The sequence below is a fragment of the Sphingomonas yabuuchiae genome (genome assembly GCF_001477495.1).
In the GTDB taxonomy this organism is placed as follows: domain Bacteria; phylum Pseudomonadota; class Alphaproteobacteria; order Sphingomonadales; family Sphingomonadaceae; genus Sphingomonas; species Sphingomonas yabuuchiae_A.
On sequence record NZ_LDTF01000038.1, the window covers coordinates 1 to 22,633 of the forward strand.

Consider the following 22,633-nt stretch of genomic DNA (forward strand, 5'->3'; position numbering starts at 1 on the left):
CAGCGCGTCGGAGGGGTGTCCCCCTCTCGATAGCGCGACACCCCTCCGTCAGTCCTTCGGACTGCCACCTCCCCTTGCAGGGGAGAAATTGAATGTTGCAGGGAATCGATCAGGTTGGCGACAGCGCGCGAGAGTTGCGGCAGGATATGTCGGCATCTGAAATCACACTATGGCAAGTCCTGCGCCGTCGTCCAGGCGGATTGAAATTCCGGCGTCAGCATCCCTCAGGTCCCTACATTGCTGACTTCTATTGTCATGAGGCGCGGCTGGTCATCGAAGTTGATAGCGAAGGGCATAATCGTGGCGATCGGCCAAAACGTGATGCATCACGAGACAATTGGTTCGCTGACCGTGGCCTGACCACGTTGCGCATCGCGGCGACTGACATCCAAAAGAATCTCGAGGGCGTTACCGTCCAGATCATGAAACACGCCGCCAGCGGCCGTGCCGGGGAGGATACATCATGGACTTCATAGCGATCCTGTCGATCTTCGTGCTGGCGTGTTTCGTCGGCTATTATGTCGTCTGGTCGGTGACGCCGGCGCTGCATACGCCGTTGATGGCGGTGACCAACGCGATCTCCTCGGTCATTATCGTCGGCGCGCTGATCGCCGCCGCCGCGTCTTCGGGAGCGACCGGATCGGGCGTGGCCAAATGGCTGGGGCTCGGCGCCGTCGTGCTGGCCAGCATCAACATCTTCGGCGGCTTTGCGGTGACGCAGCGGATGCTCGCCATGTACCGCAAGAAGGAGAAGCGCTCGTGATCGCCCCCGTGTCACCTGCGCTGCCGCCCGCGCCGCTCGCCCCGGCGGTCGTGGCCGTCGCCGCGAACCCTTTCGTCTCGCTCGCCTATCTGGTGGCGGGAGTGTGCTTCATCCTGGCGCTGCGCGGCCTGTCGAGCCCGACGACCAGCCAGCGGGGCAATCGCTTCGGCATGATCGGCATGGCGATTGCCGTCGTCACGACGCTGGTGACGCATGTGCCATCGATAGGCTCCGGTTGGACGATGGCATGTGAAATCGGGGAGGCCAATTGTCCCTTTGGCTCTCAGATTGATTGGGTCGCGGTCTTCGAAATCCTCGCCGCCATCGGGCTGGGCGCTCTGATCGGCATCACCACCGCCCGCCGGATCGCGATGACCGCGATGCCGCAGCTGGTCGCCGCCTTCCACTCCCTCGTCGGTCTCGCCGCCGTCGCGGTCGCGTGCGCGGCCTTCCTCAACCCGGTCGCCTTCGACATCGCCGACATGGTGGTGCCGATGATCGGACAGCCATTCGCCAGCATCCATGTCGTCAGCCGGGTCGAGATGGCGCTGGGTGTCGCGATCGGCGCGATCACCTTCTCCGGCTCGGTCATCGCCTTCCTGAAGCTCAATGGCAATATGGGGGGCAAGCCGATCCTGCTGCCCGGCCGCCATGCGCTGAACGCGGGGCTGTTGGGCGCGATCGTCATCCTGGTGGCGATGTTCACGCGCGACCAGTCGCCATGGATTTTCTGGACGATCACCATCCTGTCCTTCGCCATCGGTTTCCTGCTCATCATCCCGATCGGCGGCGCAGACATGCCGGTCGTGGTGTCGATGCTGAACAGCTATTCGGGCTGGGCGGCCGCCGCGATGGGCTTTACGCTGCACAACAGCGCGATGATCATCACCGGCGCGCTGGTCGGTTCGTCGGGCGCGATCCTGTCCTATATCATGTGCCGGGCGATGAACCGCAGCTTCATCAGCGTGATCGCGGGCGGCTTCGGCGCGAGCGATGCCGCCAGCGGCGGCGGTGCGGCGGTCGACCGCCCGTGGAAACGCGGCAGCGCCGAGGACGCGGCCTTCCTGATGTCCCAGGCCGAACAGGTCGTCATCGTCCCCGGCTATGGCATGGCGGTGGCGCAGGCGCAGCATGTCCTGCGCGAGATGGGCGACCTGCTGAAGAAGGAAGGCGTGCGCGTCAAATACGCCATCCACCCGGTCGCGGGGCGGATGCCCGGCCATATGAACGTCCTGCTGGCCGAGGCGAACGTGCCCTATGACGAGGTGTTCGAGCTGGAGGATATCAACGCCGAATTCGCGCAGACCGACGTCGCCTTCGTCATCGGTGCGAACGACGTGACCAACCCGGCGGCCAAGACCGACAAGTCCTCGCCCATCTACGGCATGCCGGTGCTCGACGTCGAAAAGGCCAAGACGGTGCTGTTCATCAAGCGGTCGATGGGCGGTGTCGGCTATGCGGGCGTCGATAACGAGCTATTTTATCGCGACAACACCATGATGCTTCTGGCGGACGCCAAGAAGATGGTCGAAGAGATCGTCAAGGCACTCGGCTGAGTGTCCGATTCGGACTGACGTCGACTCCCGGACGTCGGTCGGGGTCGCATCGGAGCATGGGCGAAGGGGCGGGGGCCCCGCGCCCGTTGCACCGGTCGCGACCATGACGATGGACCGGCCCGCGAGGCTGGCGGCGGGGGACGAGCGTGGACGAACAGGATCTTTACGGCACCGGCTTTGCGGTCGTGGTGATCGGCGCACCCGCCTTGGCGCAGGCGGCGGGTGATCTGGTCGGGCAGGCGGGGGGCCGGGTTCTGCGCCATATCGCCTGGCCCGCGGTGGCGGAGGAGATTGGGCAACAGGCGGGGCGGCCGCTGCTGCTGGTCGATACCCACGGCGCGGAGGCGGCGACGATGGAGATCGCGCTCGCCCGCATCGACGCAGTCGCCACCGCGCTGGACCTACCCATCGTGGTCAGCATGGCGACGGACGATATCGATCTGGTCGCCGCGATGCTGATCGGCCCGCGCGTGGCGATGCTGTGCGATGCCAGCCCGCTGGAACTGGTCGCCGCGCTGGCGGTGGCGGGGGCCAGCCATGGCGGCGCGGCACTGCTCCACGCCTATGTCCGCGAGGGGGAGTCCGAACGGCTGCGCAAGCTGAACGCCGAGGTCGCGCGCATCGCCGAGGCGCTGGCCAGGCTGTCGGTGCAGGAGGATGACGACCGGCCCGGCGGCGTCGGCGACCGGCATCAGAGCTTCCACGCCGCCCCGCCGCGCGCCCAGCCGGGCGATGCCGAAAGGGTCCGCCGGATGATCCGCGCCCGGCGGCTGCGCGACGGGTTTTTCGAGGGCGGGCTGTTCGAGGAACCGGCCTGGGACATGCTGCTCGACCTCAATGCCGCGCATCTGGAGGGGGTGCGGGTGTCGGTGTCCAGCCTGTGCATCGCCGCCGCTGTCGCGCCGACCACCGCGCTGCGCTGGATCGGCAAGATGAGCGAGGCCGGGCTGTTCGCGCGTCAGCCCGATCCCAACGATCGCCGTCGCGCCTTCATGGTGCTGACCGACCGCGCGCTGGAGGGGATGCGGGGGTATCTGGGCGCGCTGCGGCGTCTGGAAAGCCTCTGACTAACCCGCCAGTGCCCAGCGGATCGCGCCACCCAGTCCGCGCGTGCCCGCCCGGATCGCCGGTTTGACCGCGCCGTAACCATCCAGTCCGTGCAACCGCGAGGCCCAGTCGGGGAGCAGCGCGATACCCGCCTGGGTCAGCCAGTTGCTGACCGGCGCGAGGGCGGGGCTGGGCGCGGGCTGGTTGAGCAGGGTGCGCGCCACCGCCCGCGTCCGCGCATCGACGCGCAGTTCGGGGCGGATCGAATCCAGGAACCGCGCCAGTTGCTGCCGGTTCTCCGGCACCTGCTCGGCCCCCAGCCGCCGGGCGATCGTCGCCATCTCCGCCAGATAGCGGTCCGCCTCGGCGTCGGAAAAGTCGGGGTCGCGATAGGTGCGGTGCGCGCGCAGGAAGCTGTCGACTTCGGCGGCGTGGACGAAGGTCAGCAGATGCGGGTCGTTCGCCGCATAGGGCGTGCCGTCGGGCAGGGTGCCGCCAACCCGGTCGTGCACCGCCCGCACGCGCGCGATCATCCGCTCGGCGGCCTCGGTCGCGCCATAGGTGGTGACCGAGATGAACCCCGCCGTCCGGCGCAGCCGCCCGGCCATGTCGCGACGGAAATCGCTATGATCCCACACGCCCGCCAGCGCGGCAGGGTGCAACATCTGGACCAGCAGCGAGGCGATCCCGCCCGCCATCATCGCGGTGAAGTCGCCATGCACGATCCAGGTCGCGGAGCCGGGGCCGAATAGCCCGCCATCCCCCGGCGGCCGAGTCAAGTCGAGCGCGCGGCTGCCGACCACGTCGCGTATCTGGTCGGCGATCTGACGGCGGACAGGAAGCATGGAGGAAGAACGCGCCCGGGGGCGGGGTGTTGCGTGCGGGCGAATGTTCTCCGCCCACGCCCGTCCAGCCTGAGCGAAGTCGAAGTGCACGCCCCGCGCTTGCGGCGAGGCCGATCCCATGGCCTTCGACTTCGCTCAGGCTGAACGGGGCGGGGGGCGAGTGGTTGGCTCGCCGTCCATCCATCGCTTACCCCCGCTTGGCGGCCTCCCAGGCGGCGGTCTCTTCGGGGAAACGCTGCTCCACCAACAGGTCGCTTGCCGTTTCGCTTTCCAGGTCGACCGTGACCGATCCCGCCCATTCATAGGTCGCGTTGCCCGACAGCGTGACCATCCCGTCCTCGCCCGCAAAGGCACGCACCAGGCCGCCACGGTTGAACACCACGGTCGGCCTGTCCCAGGCGATCCGCCCGGTCAGGCACGCCGCATAGGTCGACGCCGCCATCGCGCTGCCGCAGCTGTCGGTCAGGCCGACGCCACGCTCGAAGGTGCGGACGAACAGCGATTCCCCGCGCACCTCGACGAAGGACACATTGGCGCGGTTGGGCAGCCAGTCGGGCGCGGCCTCGCAGATTTCGCCCAGGCGGACGAGTTCGGCTTCGTCCACCGTCTCGACGAAATGGACGAGATGCGGGTTGGGCATGGTGACGGCGGTGAAGCGTTTATCCGCGTCGAGCATCGGCAGCACCGCCTCGACCAGCTGTTCGGGTGCGCCGCGAATCGGCCAGGCGGCGGTCGACAGTCCGGCAGGGCCCGCCGTCTCGCGCACCGTATAGACGCCGGGCGCGAGGTCGGCGTCATGTACCGCATCGGCGTGCGAGGTCTTCAGCCGCACGGTCGCGGCCGCGATCCCCAGGGCCTCGAACCCGGCCCGCGCGACGCAGCGTACGCCGTTCAGGCAGGTTTCCGCCTCGCTGCCGTCGCTGTTGCGCATCACCATGCCGAAGGCGGCGCGATCGTCGCCGGGAACCAGCAGCAGCAGGCCGTCGCCGCCCACCGGCCCCCGCCGGTCGGCCAGCGCGCGTGCGACGCCCGCCCATTCGGCGTCGGTCAACGACAGGTCGCGCGCATCGATCATCGGGAAATCGTTGCCCGAACCATGACATTTGACGATCGCGAACCGCATGGCGATAACTCCGGCAGGACAGGATGTGGCGCTTAGCCGAGCTGGACCGGGTTCGCCAGATGGATGGACCGGGGCAATCGGGCCGGAAGACGGAAAGGGGAAGAGGGGAATGATTACCGCGATCCGCGAGGTGCGCCGGGCCAAGGGCATGACCCTGGACGATGTCGCCCGCGCCTGCTCGCCCCCCACCACGCCGCAGACGATCGGGCGGCTGGAGATGGGCACGCGCACCGTGTCGCTGCCCTGGCTGAACCGGATCGCCGCCGCCCTGGGCTGCACGCCCGCCGATCTGGTGACGCTGCCGATCCGCGAGACGCTGCCGGTCGCGGCGCTGCTGGGACCGCGCGGGGCCGTGGCGCCGCGCAGCGCGCGCTCGGTCTCGCCGCCCTGTGCGACGCCGGGGATGCTGGCGGTGACGGTCAGCGGCGCGGTCGGCGATTACCGTGCGGGCGATGAGCTCTGGTGCGAACCGCTGGCCCCCGATAGGTTCGCCGATGCCATGAATCGCGATATCCTCGTGCCCCGCGCCGCCGGTGGCTATGTCTTCGCCCGGCTGGCGGGTGTGATGCCCGACGCGCTGCACCTGTTGCCGCTGGAGCCCGGGGCGGCGGGGGTGACGGTATCGGCACCCGTGTGGATCGCGCGCGTGGCGCGGCTGGTGCGCACGCTGTGATCCGCGCCATCCTGCCGCTGGTCCTCGCGCTGGCATTGCCTGCCGCCGCGCAGCAACAGGCCGCGCCGGCCGCCGCCGCACCGGCCCCGCCGCCGATCGAAAAGCCCGTGCTGGTCCATGCCTTCCCGCACGACCCGACGGCGTTCACCGAGGGGCTGCTGATCGCCGACGGCACGCTGTATGAAAGCACCGGGCGCGAGGGGGAGAGTTTCATCCGGCAGGTCGATCTGGCCACCGGCAAGACGCTGCGCCGCGCGACCGTGCCCGATGGCCTGTTCGGCGAGGGTATCGTCGCCTGGGGGGCCGAACTGCGCAGCGTCACCTGGCATGGCGGACGCGGTTTCCGCTGGAGCCGCCCCGCGCTCAAGAAGCTGGGCGAGTGGCGTTATGACGGCGAAGGCTGGGCGATGACCGATGACGGGCATCGCATCATCCTGTCGGACGGCACGCCGCGCCTGCGTTTCCTGGACCCCGCGACGATGAAGGTCGTCCGGACGCTGGACGTAACGGTCAATGGGCGGCCGCTCAGGAACCTGAACGAGCTGGAATATATCGATGGGCAGGTCTGGGCCAATGTCTGGATGACGCCCTATATCGTGCGGATCGATCCGGCGACGGGCGTCGTCGTGGGCATCGTCGACCTGGGCGACCTGGTCGCGCGGGTCGGGCTGACCGATCGGGACTCGGTGGCCAACGGCATCGCCTATGACCGGGCCAGGCATCGCATCTTCGTGACCGGCAAGAACTGGCCCGAGCTGTTCGAAATCCGTTTGCCCAAGGCGGCGCGCTGATCCGGGTCGGTCGGTATCGCCCGGACCGCCGACCGGCGCGCGGCTAAGCGCGTCGGCGATGGCGGCGGGATGCCCCGCCGACACACGGGCCGGCAACAGGTGACGGCCGTGCCAGCGATGGTTCTCTGCCAGCCCGTCCGACGCTGCCCGTCTGGTCCCATGCCATGCGCGTATTCCCCTATCTGACGGATAAGGCGTGGGGATACTGCGGATGACTGGCGCGTTACCGTAGTATATTGGTATAAATATAACATGGATTATGGCGGCCAAGACCGCCATGATCCGATCGTAATGCAATTCCGCGATGCCCCTTTTTCAAACGGGTCGTGCGCGGGACAGGTGGATAAGGGAGCGCAGTTTCTTGCCGACCAGTACTCGTTTTGTCGTCTCGCTGCATATGCTCGCGCTGATGGCGGAGCATGGCGATACGCCGCTGCGCTCCGAGGATATCGCGGTCAGCGTCAATTCCAACGCGGCGGTGGTCCGCGCGCTGCTGCTGCGTCTGGCGGCGGCGGGGCTGACCCGTTCGCAACTGGGCAATCGCGGTGGCGCGATGCTGGCCAAGCCGTCGTCCGACATCAGGCTGGTCGATGTGTACGAGGCGGTGGAGGACCGGAACTTCTTCGCCTTTCATCGCCAGCCGCCCGAAGGCGAGGGGATGATCGACCGGCATATCACGTCCAGCCTGGAATCGATCCTGACCCCGGTGCGTGACGCCTTGGAGGACAAGCTGGCCGGGCTGACGCTGGACGACGTGCTGGACGATATCCGCGCCAGGGCCGGTAGCGATGGGGCGGGGTCAGACGAGATCCAGATCGGCCGGGCGCGTGTCGGGGAACAACCTCGCGAGGCGGTCGCCTGACAGGCCGAATTGCCGCCGGACCAGCCCGCCGATCAGTGCGCGGTAATCGGTCAGTACGGGCAGGTCGCGATTCTGGTTGAGCGAGGCGGCGGACAGGGCGACCTGTTCGCCCGCCATGCGTCCGCCCGACACGCCGCCGCCCAGCACCCAATAGATGCTGCCATGGCCATGATCCGTGCCCCGGTCGCCATTCTCGCGGAAGGTGCGGCCGAACTCCGACACGACGACCACGGTGGTCGTGCGCCACGCGTCCGGTCCGATCGCCTGTGAGAAACTGGCGAGACCCCGGCCGAGATCGCCGATCCGGTCGGCGAGATAGCCGGTCGCGCCGCCCTGGTTCACATGCGTGTCCCAGCCGCCGACATCGACGAACGCCAGGTTGAACCGGTCGCGCATCAGCGTGCCGATTCGCTGCGCCGACAGCGCAAAGCCCTTGGCGGAGACCGCGCCGCGACTGGCGGCCTTCATCTCCTGGTCCAGCGTCTTGTACACCGTGTCGCGCACGGTGAAGCCCTCGCTGACCGAGCGGGCGAGGTCTGGGTGCCCGGCATACATGCTCTGGATCAGCGCGGCCTGACGCTGGTCGATCGGCTTGCCGACATTGGCGAGCGCCAGATTGGGGATCGGGTCCTCCCCGCCCCGGAAGCATAGCGGGAGCTGGTCGGTAAAGGCGATCGGGCGCTCGCCGGTCCCAAGAATGTCCGCCAGCCGCGCCATGAATCCCGAACCGTAATCGCGGTGCCCGCCGACCGGCTGGCCCAGCTCGATCGTGTCCTGCGTCTCGAAATGGCTGCGGCTCATATCGTCGGTGCCCGCAAAGGGCACGAAGGCGATCTGCTTGGCCTGCCACAGCGGCAGGATCGAGTCCTTCAACGCGGGATGCAGCGCCCAGTCGGCGTCGAGCGCCAACGGCGCGTTCGGGTTGGCCGGATCGGGTCTGGGCAGCGCAATGGTCGGGCGCGACTGCTGGTAGAAGTCGCTGCCGCTGGGCACGACGATGTTCACCGCATCGTACGCACCGCGCAGGAACACGACCAGCAACCGGCTGCCCGCCTGGGGTGCGGCAAAGGCGCGCCCCGCCATCACCATGGGGGCAAGCGCGGCGGCACCCAGCAACAGGTCGCGGCGGTGGAAATGGGGAATCCGCATGCGATCCTCCTATCGGTGCATGAATTCAGGCGACGAGAAATACAGCGCGTTCCATTCCGCCGGGGAGCGCGCCTGTCCGAGCGCGGCGAGCGTGGGCTTGCCGAGCGAGGGTATCCGCGTGGCGAGGACGGGCGATTCATTCAGCACCGGCACCTGGCCAGGCGGGGGCGGGGTGCCCGGCGGAGCGTCGGCGGGCTGGAACAGTCGCGCTGCGCCATTCCCTAGCTGGCGCGCGATATCGAATCGCGTCGCCATCTGCCCCGGGGCGGACCAGGCTGCGCTCGACAGGTCGTAACCGTCGGGCGTCTCGTGATCGTACAGCCCTTCGCCCATCTGGCGGATCCAGCCGACCACCGGCTGGGGATTGGTGACCAACCGGTCGCCATAGGCCAGCCGCACCGCCGAGAGCGTATAGCCGACCGGGTCCTTGAACCCGCTGCCGAGCGTCCCCGAAAACTCGCGCGACCGGATCATGGCCTTCAGTATCTCGGCGATGTCGCCATGCGTCTTACGGAACGTCGCCGCCATGCGGTCGACCAGCGCCGATGGTGGGCTATCGCCCATGAAATAGGTCGCCAGCTTCAGCGAGACATGATGTGCCGTCGCCGGGCTGTCGGCGATCAGGTCCAGCGCCTGCTCCACCTCGTGAAAGCCCGATCCCTGGATGGTGTGACCCAGGAAATGCTTGGTGCCGAAGTCGTGGCGGGCGGGATTGAATTCGAACAGCCCGGCGCGGAGGTAGAGCGGCTGGAGCTCGGGTCTCAGCTTGGGCGCGTCGGGTTTCTGGTCGACGCCAACCCCGGTCAGGATGCGCGCCAGCTCCTGCACGTCCTGCTGGCTATAGCCCGAGCCGACGCCCATGGAGTGGAGCTCCATGATCTCGCGCGCGTAATTCTCGTTGATCTTGCCACGCGCATTCTGGTCATTGTCCAGATAGCGCAGCATCGCCGGGTGGCGCAGCGTCGCCTCCAGCAGGTCGCGATACCGGCCCAGCGCATGGGCGCGGATGGTTTCCTCATAGTCGCCGACCATGGCGCGGATGTCGCGCTTGCCCGCCTGGACGTTAAAATGGTTGAACCAGAACCATGTCATCCGCTCGCGCAGCTGGTCGGGCGAATAGAGCGCGCGCAGGACGAAGCGTTGCCGGGCTTCGTCGGCCAGACCGTTCATCGCCTTCTGATAGGCTTCGCGCGCGGCCTTTTTCTGGTCGGGATCGGTGATCGCCTTCAGGTCGCGCTGCATCGCGTCAGTCTCGACGACGAGCGCGGCGACGCGTTCCCGGGAGATGCGCATCGCATCGATCTGCGCCTGGACGGCGGGGGGCAGGGGGGCGGGCCGCTCGCCCAGCTGTTGCCGCAGCCAGGCGTCGCTGCCCGGCGCGGGGCCGCTGGTGGGCGCGGCGGAGGGACCCCAGCCGAGCCGTTCCGCCCAGGCCGCGTCGCGGGCGGGATCAGCGGCGTGCACGGGGGCCGCGACCATCAGCACCGGGGCCATCATCACAAGGCTGGCGGTTCGCACCATGCACCGCTCTCCATTTCTGCCCGACGCCAATCGGGTGGCGTAGGCTTCCTCGGAAGATCATGTGATGGAAAGAGGCTGAACCCCGGCTTGCCCGGAGATGAAAAGGGCGTCAGCGGACGGCCATCAATCCTCCCCGCTTGCGCGAAGGGGGACCACCGCGCAGCGGTGGTGGAGGGGGATCGCTACACGGGACACCCATGTGGAAGCCTCCCTCCGTCAGCGCTGGCGCGCTGCCACCTCCCCGTGCCGGGGAGGAATGTTATTTACTGCGGCAGCTTGCACCCGACAGGCTGCGTCACCGGGTTGCAGCGTTCCATCACCCCGCCGGGCAGCGTCACGGTGAAGCCCTTGGCCCAGCCCCGCGTCGGCGCGCCGGGATAATAATCGGTCGACACCGCCTGTGCGCCGCTGTCGATCGCCGCCTGTTGGCGCGTATGATCGTTGTCGCGCGCTTCCCTGGTGTCGGCGTCGCTGCGGGTGCGGACGATGAAGCCCTGTTTCACCCACTCCTGGATCTTCGCCCCGTCGGTGCGGGGATCGCCGACGATCTCGACCGAGGCCTCGGGCTGGTCAGTGTCGTACCAGCCGAAGATCGGGCGGCCCTTCAACGAAGGATGCCCGGCGCGGTAGAGGTCGGACACGTCCGATGGCGTGTCGAGCACGAAGTAGATTTTCCCGCGAGCGCTCTCCAAGGTGGGCCAGCCGTTGGTGGTCACCGCCTCGCGCAGGGTCTTCGCATTCCCGCGCACGTCATCGGGCGTGATCATCCGATTGGGCTTCAGCACGTCGCGAATCTCGCCGTCCAGCGCGTCGAGCAACGGTGCGGTCAGCGGCAGCGGATCGGTGACGCCGGGCTTGTTGATCGGCCGGTCGGCGGCGTTGATCGTCACCATGATCGGCAGGTGACGCGGATGCGCGCGCGACCAGGCGTCGATCTGGCCGATGCACTGTTTGAAGGTGCCGCAGGAGCGATAATCGACTTCCGGGATGTGGAAGACCTTGAAGCCCGGCTTCATCATCGCCGCTTCGTCGAAACCGGTCTGCTCACTCGCCGCCTTCGCGATCGCCTCGCCCTTGGGATGCGCGAAACGGCCGCCTTGCGGGTCGGCGAAGATGTCGATCTCCAGCTGGCGCACGCCCCGGTCGAGCTGCTGCGCCAGGGTCAGGTGATCATAATCCAGCGCGGCGGCGAGCTTCGGGTCACGCCGCTCCAATTCGGCGAAGACCGCAGGCGCGATCCGCTTCTTATAGCTGTTGTGCGAGCCGACCACCTGGATGTCGTTCATCCGAAGGGACGCCCGCGGCCCCGGAGCGGCGGCGGTCGCGAGGACCGCCGCCAAGGTGAGCAAAGCCTTCATCAGAACTCCGCCCGCACGCCGAACAGGATCGTCCGGCCATAATAGTTGATCTCGCCGAAGCGCATCTTGCTGTCGTTATAGGTGTCCTGATGCGCGCCCGCGATGTTGATGCCCTCCAGGCTGAGCGTCAGGTTCTCGGCGGCGCGCACCGACAGCTGGCCGTCGAGCGAGCCGAAGGCCGCGACATAGGTCGGCGCCTGCACCGTGCTGCCCGTGCTGGACAGATACTTGTCGCGCCAGACATAGGACAGACGCGCCGACAGCGGGCCCTTGTCGTAGAAGCCGACCAGGTTGAAGCTGTTCTTCGACAGGCCGATCAGCTGGTCTTTGATGTTGCGCGAACCCGCCGTGTAGTCGGCCTTCACTTCGGTATGGGTATAGGACCCCTGGACGCCGAAGCCGTCGAACGGCGCGGGCAGGAAGGTGAAGACCTGGCTGTATGCGGCCTCCGCGCCGTACACCTTGGCATTGCCGCCATTGACCGAGCTGGAGAGGCGGACGGTGCCGCGACCCGGAATGTTGATCTCGGTATTCGACTGGGTGATGTAGTCGTCCATCGCCTTGTAGAAGACCGCACCCGACAGCATGCCCGACGGTGCGAAATACCATTCCAGCGACCCGTCGAACTGGGTGGCGAGGAAGGGCACCAGCTGCGGGTTGCCGCCGCTGGCGGTCGGGGCGTCGGTCGACACGGTGATTCGCGGCGCGGTGTCGGTGACGTTGGGACGGGTCAGCACCCGGCTGGCGGCGAGGCGACCGACCAGCTTCGGGGTCAGGTCGGCGCGCAGGTTGAAGCTGGGCAGGACGTTGTTGAAGGTCTTCGGGTAGCTGACCGGGGTGGCGGTATTGCCGCTGGTCAGCGTGCCGCTGGCCACCTGATCGGTATGGACATAGCGGACGCCCAGATTGCCGGTGACGGGCACCGACCCTGCATCGAACTGATAATCGGCGCGGACATAGGCGGCGGCGATCTTTTCCGACACGACAAAGGACGAGCGGAGGTCGCCATTGGTCAGCGGCTGTGCCTGGACGGCGGGCGTGAAGAAATTGCCGACATAGGCCGCCGTCGTCGGGACCAGCCAGTTGCGGAAGGCATTGCCCGACACACCCGACAGGAAGTCGTCATAGGGCAGCTGCTGATAGGCACCCGAACCCAGCGTGGTGAGCGGCGTGCCCGCCGCCGGGTTGATGATGAAGTCGCGGCGGAAATAGTCGCGCTTGCGCCAGTGATATTCGCCGCCCGCGGCCAGTTTCGACAGGAAGCCGTCGAAATCATGGCCGACGTCGAGCCGCGAATAGAAATCCCAGTCCTTGCTGTTCTTGGGCGCGATGTTGAACGGATACAGCCTGTAATTGGCCGGGTTGGTGACGTCGACCGGCGTGGTGAAGGTCGGCATGTTCTGATAGCCCGCCGACGCGTCATAGCTGAGCGGCCCGGTGAAGAAGGCGCGGCTGCGCACCGTGCCGGTCTTGTAATCGGGGTGATAGCTGTGCGCGGCCGACCAGTTGACGTTGGCGGCAATATGCCAGCGATCCGGGTTCCAGGTCTGCTTCAGCCCAACGGTCAGCAGGTCGTGGCGGTTGAGACTGTATTCGCGCGACGCCATGAAGCGGGCATTGGCGATGGTCGCCTTAGTGATCGTGTCGCCGACCACGGTATAGCCGGGCTGCAGCACCGTGCCGCCATCGTCCGGATAGATGTCGAGGCCGAACTCGTCATAAGCGACGTCCAGGCGCGTCGCGACCACGTCCAAAGTCGTCTGGAGTTCGGGCGTGGGCTGCCACTGGGCCGAAACGATGCCCGAGATGCGCTTGCGATCCTCGGTCTCGACGGTGGGGCGGGTGCGGGTCGGCGAATAGAGGCCGGTGGGCGCGCCGCCCGCCTGCGGCGAGGTATAGCGGTTCAGCAGCCAGCCGAAGTTCATGAAGCGGTCGTTGCGGACCGTCTTGCCCCAATATTGCGCGCCCGCCAGGATGCCGAAGGTGCCGTCGCTATTCTTCGCACTGGTCAGCACGGTGACGTTGGGGCGCACCTGCTTGGTCTGGGTCGTATAGGTGCCGCGGATGTTGACGGTGGTCTTGTTGCCGACTTCCAGCGGACGGAAGGTCTTCACGTCGATATTGCCGCCCAGCGCGCCTTCGCTCATGTCGGCGGTCGGGGTCTTCACCACGTCGATGCTCGAGGTGAATTCGGCGGGCAGCATCTCGAAGCGGAACTGGCGACCGGCCGCGCCGCCATTCTCGATCAGGTCGTTCAGCGCGATGGTGCGGCCGTTCATCAGCGTGTTCTGGAACTGCGGGCCCAGGCCACGGACGCTGACGTACAGGCCCTCGCCGCGCGGGCGGGTGATCGAGACGCCGGGCACCAGCTGGAGCGCTTCCGCAACGTTCTGGGTCGGGAACTTGCCGATATCGGTCGAGCTGATCGAGTCGACACCGTAGGCGGCATTGCGCTTGGTTTCGATGCCCGCCGCCAGGCTGCGCGCATAGGTGCCGTTGACGACGATATCCTCGCCCACCGGATCCCCATCGGTCGCCTGCCCGGCCTGCGGCGCTGCGGCGGCGGCACCTGCGCTGTCCTGCGCATGGGCGGCGAGCGGGCCCGTCACCAGTATAAGCGAAACCGATGCCTTCAGCAGGCCACGAAACGTCAGCATGTCTTGATCCCCCATCGGCTGTCTTGCCGGTTCGGCGGGGGCGGTAGGATCGGTTGGTGTCAGCTTGGCGTAAAAATGATGACAACTGTGTGAAACAAGCCGAACGCGTCAGAAAGTCATCAAAATGATGCGGGGATGGCGATCGTCAAAAATCCTCCCCGGCACGGGGAGGGTGTGCGCAGCGTGGTGGAGGGGGATCGCCGCAAAGGACGTCCTCTGTCGAAGTCCCCTCCGACAGCCCTTTGGCCACTTCCCCGTACCGGGGAGGATCAGTCGGCTTTCGCCTGCGGCATGGTCTGGGTACCGGTCACCTGCGGGCTCAACCGGCCGATGGTGCGGGCGGTGCGTTCGGGATCGCGGAGCAGGACGCGGCCCGATTTCCACATCAGGTCGCCGTCACGCCGCGCCTGCTGGATCATCCGGTTGACATGGACCGGGGTCAGGCCCAGCGCATCGGCCAGCATTTCCTGGGTCAGCGGCATTTCGAAGCTGCCGCCCACGGTCAGCCCGGCGAGCGACAGGCGCTCATAGATTTCGAGCAGGAAGTCGCCGATCCGCTCCTGCGCGTTCAGCCGGCCGAGTTGGACGACATGGCCCAGCAGATAGGCCTCGTCCAGCGCCTCGCCGACCGCATAGGCCTGGGCCAGTCCCGATGCGGCGGGGGCGGCCGGGGCGGGGCAGGCGACGCATTCGGTAATGGCCACCACCGTCGCCGAGGCGATGGGGCGCGCATGATGCGCCGAGCCGATGACGTCGCCGGGCAAGTAGAAGCTCATGAACTGACGCCGCCCGTCGGGCAGGATCCGCACCCGCGCGGCCCAGCCCTGCAACAGCAGCAGCGGCTCGGCGACCGGACGGCCGATCGTCTGGAAGGTGTGGCGCACCGGATAGGTCAGCGCCCGGTCGGCTGCGGTCTCGAGCAGTGCGCGGTCCGCATCGGCCAGCGGCGTCAGCGCCGTCAACCGACGGATCGCGGCGGCGGCGATCGCCTCGGACGCGGCGGCCGGGGACGGGGAGGACGACAGGGCGGCGGAGGAAGAGGTCATGCGCATCCTTTGTCGGGGATCAGGGCGCCGATCGCGCGGATGATGCGATCGGGCTGGAACGGCTTGGCGACGATCGAGGCCGATCGATAGGGGGCGGGCAGCGCCCATTCGTCATAGCCGGTCAGGAAGGTCCAGGGCACGTCGCGCGCTGACAGCCGATCGGCGATCTCGAAGGCGCGTTCGCCCGCCAGATTGACGTCGAGCACCGCCGCGTCGAGCGGCTGGTTCTCGGCCAGGTCGAGCCCCTGTTCCAGCGTGGCGACGGGGCCGACCACGATCGCATCGGCGGCACGCAGCGCGCGCTCCAGGTCGCGGGCGATGAAATATTCGTCCTCGACCACGAGGATACGCTTGTCGGCCAGCGGCGATCGGCGGTTCATCCCTTGGTGCTCCGGTTCAACGCGTCGGCGTCGTCTGCGGCCCATGGTAGCGTTATCACGCACAAGACGCCGCCACCGCGAAATTCCAGTCTGGTCCGTGCGCCCAGCCCATAAGGCAAGGCCTCGCGGATCAACTCGGTCCCGAATCCCTGACGTACAGGCGGGACCGGCATTGCTGGTACACCCGTTTCATCCCATTTTACAATCAGTTCGCATTCGCTGTTTGATTTAAGTTCGATCGCCCATGCGATCGACAGCCGTCCGGCGGGATGGCGCAACGCCCCATATTTCAGGGCATTGGTGGTCAGTTCGTGGATCGCCAGGCCCATGGTTTCGGCCGTATCGGCGGGCAGCGAAATGTCCGGCCCCTCGATCGACAGCCTATCGTCCTCGATTGCGCCCACGCCCAACAGCTCGTCCCGGATCAGGTTTTCCAGGTCCACCCGGCCCGATCGTGTCTGGGTCGCGACCACCTGGGTACGCGCGAGCGAGTCGAGTCGTCCGCGGAAATGGTCTGAAATCTCATCGATCGGCCCGCCGCTTTCGACGGTGCGGGTGAAGATCGAACGAACGATGGTCAGGATGTTGCGGACCCGGTGCTGCAATTCGGCGACCAGCGTCTCCTGCCGTTCGCGAAGACGGCGCAGCGTGTCGATGTCGGTCGATGTGCCGAACCATTCGACGATATTGCCGTGGTCGTCGCGCACCGGCGTCGCGCGTGTCTTGAACCAGCGATAGCGGCCGGTCTGGCCATGGCGCAGCCGCCCCTCCATCGCCAGCTCGCCATGTTCGCTCGCGCCGTTCCAGAAGCGAAGCGCGGCATCGCGGTCGTCGGGATGAACGGCGGCCAGCCAGCCATGGCCCAGGCTCTCCTCGACGCTGAGCCCCGTCATGGCGACCCATTGCGGGCTGACCCAGGTCCATTGCCCGTCGCGCGTCGCCGTCCAGACCAGCTGCGGGATGCCCTCGATCAGGCTTAGCAATCGCCGCTGGCTGGCGCGCGAAGCCACCTCGGCGCGCTTGCGCAGCAGCGCCTGAACGATGGCGGGGGCCAGTTCCTCGGCAATGGCGCGCTCGCGCTCGGTGAAGCCGGTCGGGTGGTTGCCCAGCGCGAACATCGCGAAGGTCTCGCCGTCGCGGCGCAGCGGCACGCCCAGGAAGTTGTGCAAGCTCGGATGCCCCTCCGGCGTGCCCACCCGGTCGGGATGGTTGGCGGGGTCGTTCACGATCATGCTGCGGTCCTGAAGGATCACCTGGCCGAAAATGCCATGAATTTTCATGCCGTTGGGCAGCTGGCGCTGGCTGAAATCGGGGTCGCTGCCCGCATAGGCGGCCCAGCCGCGCTCGCTGATCGCGATGTGATCCAGCCGGTCGTGCGAGTCCCGCCGCTCGCCGAAAAAGCTGAACGCCGCGCCGGTCAGGTCCTCGGCCACCGCCAGGCAAAGCTGGCCGAGTTCCTCTTCGGTCGAGGCGCGCAGGGCTTCCTGCAGGATGCGGTTGATGCCCGCCAGCACATGCGAGTCGTGCGGCAGCGGTCCCCGGGGGGGAGCGGACAAGGGCGTTTGGCCGTGGAGGGAGGCGAGTTCAGTCATGCACGAATTGGTCCGATCGGCGTCAACGATCCCGGCCGGTGCGGGCTCCCCGATACACACGATTTCGGATCAACTGGCAAATGTCCGGGATGGACCGACTGGAAACGCGGAACCGTCAGCCTCTCGCCTGACCGACGGCGGGGGGTTATGAGCGTGCCCCATGTCCCGGTCCTCTCTCGCGCGGTCCTGTCCCGTGCCGTCCGCCGTCCTGCGCTTCCTCGTCCTGGCCTGCATCATGGTCGGGCTGGTCGGAACGGGCGTGCCGGTATCGGCGCAGGGCAATCCGGCGGCGGCCTCCGCCACCCGTATCGCCGAGGCCGAGGCGGAGGTGCGCGCGGTCGACCGGGCGCTCGATTCCAAGGTCGATGATGACGACCGGCGCGAATTGCGGGACCGGGCCCAGGGCGCCAAGGACTCGACCGACCAGGCGGTGTCCGACCTGACCGAGCAGCTGGCGTTGGTGAATGCGCGGATCACCGGGCTGGGCACGCCGACGCCGGGCGAGGCGGAGGCTCCGGAGCTGGTCGCGCAGCGCAAGGCGCTGTCGCTGCTGCGCTCGACCATCGACGCGGCGATCAAGCGCGGGCGGCTGGCGGGGGTCGAGGCGGGGCAGCTGGTCGACGAGATCGACCAGAGCAAGGCCGCGCAGTTCAACGAGAAACTGTCCTCCAAGACGCCGTCGCCGCTGAGTCCCGCCTTCTGGGCCATCGTGCTGGAACAGGCCCCGCGCGACTGGCGGCGGGTCGGGCTGTTCCTGAAACAGGGCGGCGAACAGATTGCGCAGCAATGGCGCGGCGGCATCCCGTGGCAGGCGCTGCTGGGCTTTGCGCTGGCGGTCATCCTGATCGGCCCGGTGCGACTGGGCGGGCACCGGCTGGCGCAGCGCCGCCTGATCGCCGAGGCCCCGCCCAGCCGGGTGCGGCGCTCGGCCTATACCTTCTGGCGGGTGGCGGTGGGCACGCTCTGCCCGCTGGCCGCCGCCTTCGTCTTTGTCCAGGGGCTGCGTTGGGCGGGGCTATTGCCGCAACGCTGGACGAGTTTCCTCGACGGCTTCGTCTTCGCCTCGGGTGTGGCGGGATTCACCGCGGCGGTGACCGGCGCGGTCCTGATGCGCAGCCAGCCCTCGTGGCGGATCGCGCCGCTCGACAATGAAACGGCGCAGCGGCTGCGGCCTCTGTCCTGGGGCCTGACCCTGCTTACCTTCATCACGACGATGGTGATGTCGTTCGAAGGCGCGATCGGCAGCAGCCGCAGCGCGGTGATCGCCAGCCAGGCGGTCGAGGCACTGCTCCATCTGTTGCTGATCGTCGCGACGCTGGTGGTGCTGGGCCAGCTGCGCGCCCGCCGCGTCGCCCAGGCCGATGCCGCCACCCATGCGGGGGTCAGCGCGGGATTGAGCGTCGCGACGCTGATCGCCTGGATCGCGGTCGGGGTGGCCGGGCTGGCGCTGCTGGTCGGCTATATCTGGTTCAGCTGGTTCGTCGCGCTGATGATCGGGTGGACGGTGCTGCTCGGCTCGGCGCTCTATCTGATGCTGGTGGCGGCCGACGATATCGCCACCTCGGTCTTCGTGCGCGACAGCAAGGTCGGCGTCACCCTGACCCGCGCGCTGGGCGTGCGCGGCAGCATGATCGACCAGTTCGGGCTGGTCCTGTCGGGCATGATCCGACTGGTGCTGGTGCTGCTGACGCTGGGCGTGCTGCTCCAGCCTTTCGGGGCGAGCGGCGATCCGGGGGCGGTGTTCGACCAGATCACCAGCGTCGCCGACGGGGTCAAGATCGGCAATGTCTGGATTTCGCCCGGTGCGATCCTGCGCGGGTTGGCGGTGCTGTTCGTCGGGCTGGGGCTGGTGCGCCTGTTCATGCGCTGGCTGGAGCAGCGCTATCTGCCCGCGACCGATCTGGACGGGTCGGGGCGCAACTCGGTCAGCCTGGTCGCGCGCTATATCGGCATCGCGCTGGCGGTCATCTGGGCGCTGGCATCGCTGGGCATCGGGGTGGAGCGGATCGCGCTGCTGCTGTCCGCCCTGTCGGTCGGCATCGGCTTCGGCCTTCAGGCGATCACCCAGAATTTCGTGTCCGGCCTGATCCTGCTGGCCGAACGGCCGATCAAGATCGGCGACCTGATCCGCGTCGGCACCGACGAGGGCGACGTCAAGCGGATCAGCGTGCGCTCGACCGAGATCGAGCTGGCCGACCATTCGACGCTGATCGTCCCCAATTCCGAACTCATCACCAAGTCGGTGCTCAACAAGACGCTGGCCGGGCCGTTGGGGCGGGTCCAGATTCAGTTCTCGGTCCCGATCGAAACGGATGCGGATATGGTGCGCGGCATCGTGCTCGACTGTTTCACGGCCGAGGAGGCGGTGTTGGCCGATCCGGCGCCCAAGGCGTTCATCGATTCGATCGTCGATGGGCGTATCCATTTCAACTGCTTCGCCCATGTCGAAAGCCCGCGTGCGGCCTATGGCACACGCAGCGCCGTGCTGTTCGCGCTGCTGGGAGCGCTCAGGGGCAAGGGAATCGAGATCGGCACCCTGCCGCAGAAGATGGAGCTGGTGCGCCATGGCGGGACGGCAACGCCCCCCGCCGCCACCCAAGATGAAACGAGGATGAAATGAACAAGTCCCGATTGGTCATAGAAAGGTAACACCAGCTTCTTGGAGTACCCCTATCCGCGCGGCCAGCGACGACCGGAAGGTCGATCGGGGGATAGGGATAATAACCACCATGAACACCAATTTCGTTCGCGCCGCGCTGCTGGGCGGTTCCGCGCTTCTGGCACTCGCCGCCACGCCGGCCTTTGCCGCCGACACCAAGGCTGCGGCCGATCCGGTGCCCGCCGCCGCGGCGACCGATCCCGCCACCGATTCGGGTGAGCTGAAGGACATCGTCGTCACCGCCACCAAGCGCGAGACCAGCCTTCAGAAGACGCCGATCGCCATCTCGGTCATCGACCCGACCGTGCTGAAGGACCGCCACGTCCAGAGCCTGCTCGACCTGGCCGACGGCACCGTGCCGTCGCTCCGCGTCGCCACCTTCGAGGCGCGCCAGTCGGCGCTGACCGTCGGTATCCGCGGCATCGTGCCGTTCGACCAGAACCAGACCGCGCGCGACACCGGCGTCGGCGTCTATTTCGACGGCGTGTATCTGGGCCGGTCGCAGGGCCTGAACGCCGCGCTGTTCGACATCGAGCGCGTCGAAGTGCTGCGCGGGCCGCAGGGCACGCTGTTCGGCCGCAATACCGAGGGCGGCGCGTTGTCGATCGTCACCGCCAAGCCGACCGGCAAGTTCGGCGGCTCGCTGACCGCGGGCTTCGGCAATTACGGCGCGTACAACACCGCCGCGCACGTCAACCTGCCCGAGTTCAACAACATCTCGGTCAAGCTGGACGGCGTGATCCAACACCAGAATCCGTTCGTGAAGAACCCGCTGCCGGGCAGCGTGGGCTGGGGCGCGTACAACCGCGTAGGCGGTCATGTCGCGGCGCTCTGGAAGCCGGTCGACGGCTTCTCGGCCGAACTGTCCTATGACCAGGCGAAGGACGAGAACTCGCCCTTCTACAGCCAGCTGCTGAACTACAACCCGCGCGGCCTGCCGGTCGCGACCATTGCCCAGATCAACGCCAATAACGGCAAGCTACCGTCGGGCACCATCGCGCCGCTGTCGCCGCTGGTCGTCGTGTCGGGCGACAACCGCATGAAGACCGCCGATATCGGCGTGCCGCAGCAGTACAGCGTCGACCGGACCCACGGCTTCTCGGCCAAGCTGAACTATGACGTGGCGCCGGGCCTGGAGCTGCGCTCGATCACCGCATGGCGCGGCGTGTCGACCGACCAGTGGGACAATTCGGGCGGCGCGCACCGCACCGTGTTCCTGCCGAACGGCAAGTTCAGCCGCTACAGCCTGTCCTTCATGCAGCAGCACCAGTTCAGCCAGGAATTCCAGGCGGTCGGCAGCCTGCCGCAGCTCGATTACGTGGCGGGCCTGTTCTACTTCACCGAAAACGCCCGCGAGACGGCGGCGACCCCGTCGACCAACCAGTGGAATGCGGACGGCACCGGCTACACCATCCTGTCGCAGACTGCGCTGGGCACCATCGGTTCGGGCAACCAGGGCTGGGCGCCGGGTTCGTTCTTCCTTCAGCGCGGCAGCTTCGCCCGCGCCTATAGCTATGCGGCCTTCGCGCAGGCGACCTATACCCCGGCGGGCTTCGATGCCTTCCACCTGACGCTGGGCGGCCGCTACACCCACGACAAGCGCAACGGCACGCTGTATCTGGTGCAGGGCAAGTCGACCAACTTCCCCTTCACCTTCGACAACAGCCGGTTCGATCCGATGGTGACGGCGGCGTTCGACGCGACCGACACCGTCCATCTCTATGCGAAATATTCGACCGGCTACCGCGCGGGCGGTGCCAACGACCGGTCGCAGACCTTCGCCGCGTTCGGCGCCGAAGCGGTCAAGTCCTATGAGATCGGGTCGAAGATGGACCTGTTCGACAAGCGCGTCCGCCTGAACCTGGCGGGCTATATCATGGACCGTACCGGTACCCAGATCGACTTCGACAATGTCGACACCAACCCGGCCAGCCCGACCTACAACCTGCACACCGAGGAAACCCGCAACGCGCCGGGCACGTCCAAGATTCGCGGGGTCGAGGCCGACATCACCACCAACCCGATCGAGGGGATGACGGTCGGCGCGTCCTATGCCTACACCTATACCAATGTGCCGCTGACGCCGAACCCGTTCCTGGGCAACGCGCTGACCCAGGTGTTCGTGGTCTATACGCCGCGCAACGCCGCCTCGGCCTATGCCGATTACGAGGTGCCGCTGGCGGGTTCGGAGGCCAAGGTGCGTTTCCACCTGGACGCCAACTATGCCGACCCGGCGTACAGCTTCCAGAACGAGACGACGCGCACCGACAAGACCTTCGTGATGAACGGCCGCATCGCGCTGGCCGACCTGCCGCTGACCGAGAACGGGACGAAGATGACGCTGTCGCTGTGGAGCCGCAACCTGCTCAACAACAGCTTCGTCTATCGCCGCTCGGCCGCCAATGCCGCGACGCTGGGCGATTACGGCAACTTCAACCCGCCGCGCACCATCGGCCTGGAAGGCACGGTCCGCTTCTGATCCTGATCCCATACCCCAACTTCAGGGCCGCCCTTCGGGGTGGCCCTTTTTTGTTGAAGCCACTGCGTGGTTTCAATGCGAGCCCCTCCCCTTCAGGGGAGGGGTTGGGGTGGGGCTTCGCCTCAAATCCTG

18 protein-coding genes are annotated in these 22,633 nt (G+C 67.3%); 9 read left to right on the forward strand and 9 right to left on the reverse strand.

The features are described from left to right. Positions 1–92: 92 nt before the first annotated feature. From NS355_RS18240 to NS355_RS08575, 4 genes are all read left to right on the forward strand, one after another. A complete protein-coding gene (locus NS355_RS18240; protein WP_084787730.1) occupies positions 93–476 on the forward strand; it encodes an endonuclease domain-containing protein in 384 nt (127 codons plus the stop codon). Beyond that, positions 464–763 (forward strand): proton-translocating transhydrogenase family protein, encoded by a 300-nt coding sequence (locus NS355_RS08565; protein WP_058745330.1) that lies wholly within the window; start codon positions 464–466, stop codon positions 761–763. The genes NS355_RS18240 and NS355_RS08565 overlap by 13 nt, the downstream gene beginning before the upstream one ends. A 50-nt stretch (positions 764–813) precedes the next feature. Further along, complete coding sequence (locus tag NS355_RS08570) at positions 814–2,319, forward strand: NAD(P)(+) transhydrogenase (Re/Si-specific) subunit beta (RefSeq protein WP_058745347.1); 1,506 nt, start codon at positions 814–816, stop codon at positions 2,317–2,319. A 146-nt stretch (positions 2,320–2,465) separates the two neighbouring features. Then, positions 2,466–3,386: a hypothetical protein gene (locus NS355_RS08575; RefSeq protein WP_058745331.1), complete on the forward strand. Its 921-nt coding sequence runs from the start codon at positions 2,466–2,468 to the stop codon at positions 3,384–3,386. Here NS355_RS08575 and NS355_RS08580 read toward each other — a convergent pair whose 3' ends face one another. Together NS355_RS08580 and dapF are read right to left on the reverse strand one after the other, a co-directional pair. Further along, positions 3,387–4,211, reverse strand: a complete 825-nt coding sequence (locus tag NS355_RS08580) for an oxygenase MpaB family protein (RefSeq protein WP_058745332.1) — start codon at positions 4,209–4,211, stop codon at positions 3,387–3,389. It abuts the gene before it with no gap. 187 nt (positions 4,212–4,398) lie between these two features. Beyond that, a complete protein-coding gene (gene dapF / locus NS355_RS08585; RefSeq protein ID WP_058745333.1) occupies positions 4,399–5,334 on the reverse strand; it encodes a diaminopimelate epimerase in 936 nt (311 codons plus the stop codon). A gap of 109 nt (positions 5,335–5,443) precedes the next feature. On the opposite strand from dapF, the gene NS355_RS08590 reads away from it, so the two are divergent. The 3 genes from NS355_RS08590 to NS355_RS08600 all read left to right on the forward strand — a co-directional run bounded on the left by NS355_RS08590 (position 5,444) and on the right by NS355_RS08600 (position 7,660). Then, on the forward strand, positions 5,444–6,007 hold the full coding sequence (locus NS355_RS08590) for a helix-turn-helix domain-containing protein (protein WP_058745334.1): 564 nt from the start codon (positions 5,444–5,446) through the stop codon (positions 6,005–6,007). After that, positions 5,968–6,798, forward strand: a complete 831-nt coding sequence (locus tag NS355_RS08595) for a glutaminyl-peptide cyclotransferase (RefSeq protein WP_244489607.1) — start codon at positions 5,968–5,970, stop codon at positions 6,796–6,798. Before NS355_RS08590 ends, NS355_RS08595 begins: the two co-directional genes overlap by 40 nt. A 361-nt stretch (positions 6,799–7,159) precedes the next feature. Continuing rightward, positions 7,160–7,660, forward strand: coding sequence for an Rrf2 family transcriptional regulator (locus NS355_RS08600; RefSeq protein ID WP_084787732.1), 501 nt, complete (start codon positions 7,160–7,162; stop codon positions 7,658–7,660). Here NS355_RS08600 and NS355_RS08605 read toward each other — a convergent pair. The 7 genes from NS355_RS08605 to NS355_RS08635 all read right to left on the reverse strand — a co-directional run bounded on the left by NS355_RS08605 (position 7,598) and on the right by NS355_RS08635 (position 17,327). Then, positions 7,598–8,809, reverse strand: a complete 1,212-nt coding sequence (locus NS355_RS08605; RefSeq protein ID WP_058745335.1) for a DUF1501 domain-containing protein — start codon at positions 8,807–8,809, stop codon at positions 7,598–7,600. The genes NS355_RS08600 and NS355_RS08605 overlap by 63 nt on opposite strands. 9 nt (positions 8,810–8,818) lie before the next feature. Beyond that, the gene (locus NS355_RS08610; RefSeq protein WP_058745336.1) at positions 8,819–10,330 is read right to left on the reverse strand and encodes a DUF1800 domain-containing protein; all 1,512 of its coding nucleotides are present in this window, start codon (positions 10,328–10,330) and stop codon (positions 8,819–8,821) included. 263 nt (positions 10,331–10,593) lie between these two features. Beyond that, positions 10,594–11,688, reverse strand: coding sequence for a phosphatidylinositol-specific phospholipase C1-like protein (locus NS355_RS08615; protein ID WP_244489608.1), 1,095 nt, complete (start codon positions 11,686–11,688; stop codon positions 10,594–10,596). Then, on the reverse strand, positions 11,688–14,345 hold the full coding sequence (locus NS355_RS08620) for a TonB-dependent receptor (protein WP_244489609.1): 2,658 nt from the start codon (positions 14,343–14,345) through the stop codon (positions 11,688–11,690). The genes NS355_RS08615 and NS355_RS08620 overlap by 1 nt, the downstream gene beginning before the upstream one ends. 269 nt (positions 14,346–14,614) lie before the next feature. Next, a complete protein-coding gene (locus tag NS355_RS08625; protein WP_244489610.1) occupies positions 14,615–15,391 on the reverse strand; it encodes a Crp/Fnr family transcriptional regulator in 777 nt (258 codons plus the stop codon). Then, a complete protein-coding gene (locus tag NS355_RS08630) occupies positions 15,388–15,771 on the reverse strand; it encodes a response regulator (protein ID WP_058745339.1) in 384 nt (127 codons plus the stop codon). The genes NS355_RS08625 and NS355_RS08630 overlap by 4 nt, the downstream gene beginning before the upstream one ends. Continuing rightward, positions 15,768–17,327: a sensor histidine kinase gene (locus NS355_RS08635; RefSeq protein WP_167345430.1), complete on the reverse strand. Its 1,560-nt coding sequence runs from the start codon at positions 17,325–17,327 to the stop codon at positions 15,768–15,770. Before NS355_RS08635 ends, NS355_RS08630 begins: the two co-directional genes overlap by 4 nt. Positions 17,328–17,523: 196 nt before the next feature. Here NS355_RS08635 and NS355_RS08640 point away from each other — a divergent pair, with 196 nt between their 5' ends. After that, a complete protein-coding gene (locus NS355_RS08640) occupies positions 17,524–19,983 on the forward strand; it encodes a DUF3772 domain-containing protein (protein ID WP_345938802.1) in 2,460 nt (819 codons plus the stop codon). A 109-nt stretch (positions 19,984–20,092) separates the two neighbouring features. Then, positions 20,093–22,501, forward strand: a complete 2,409-nt coding sequence (locus tag NS355_RS08645; protein ID WP_084787736.1) for a TonB-dependent receptor — start codon at positions 20,093–20,095, stop codon at positions 22,499–22,501. Positions 22,502–22,633: the final 132 nt, after the last annotated feature.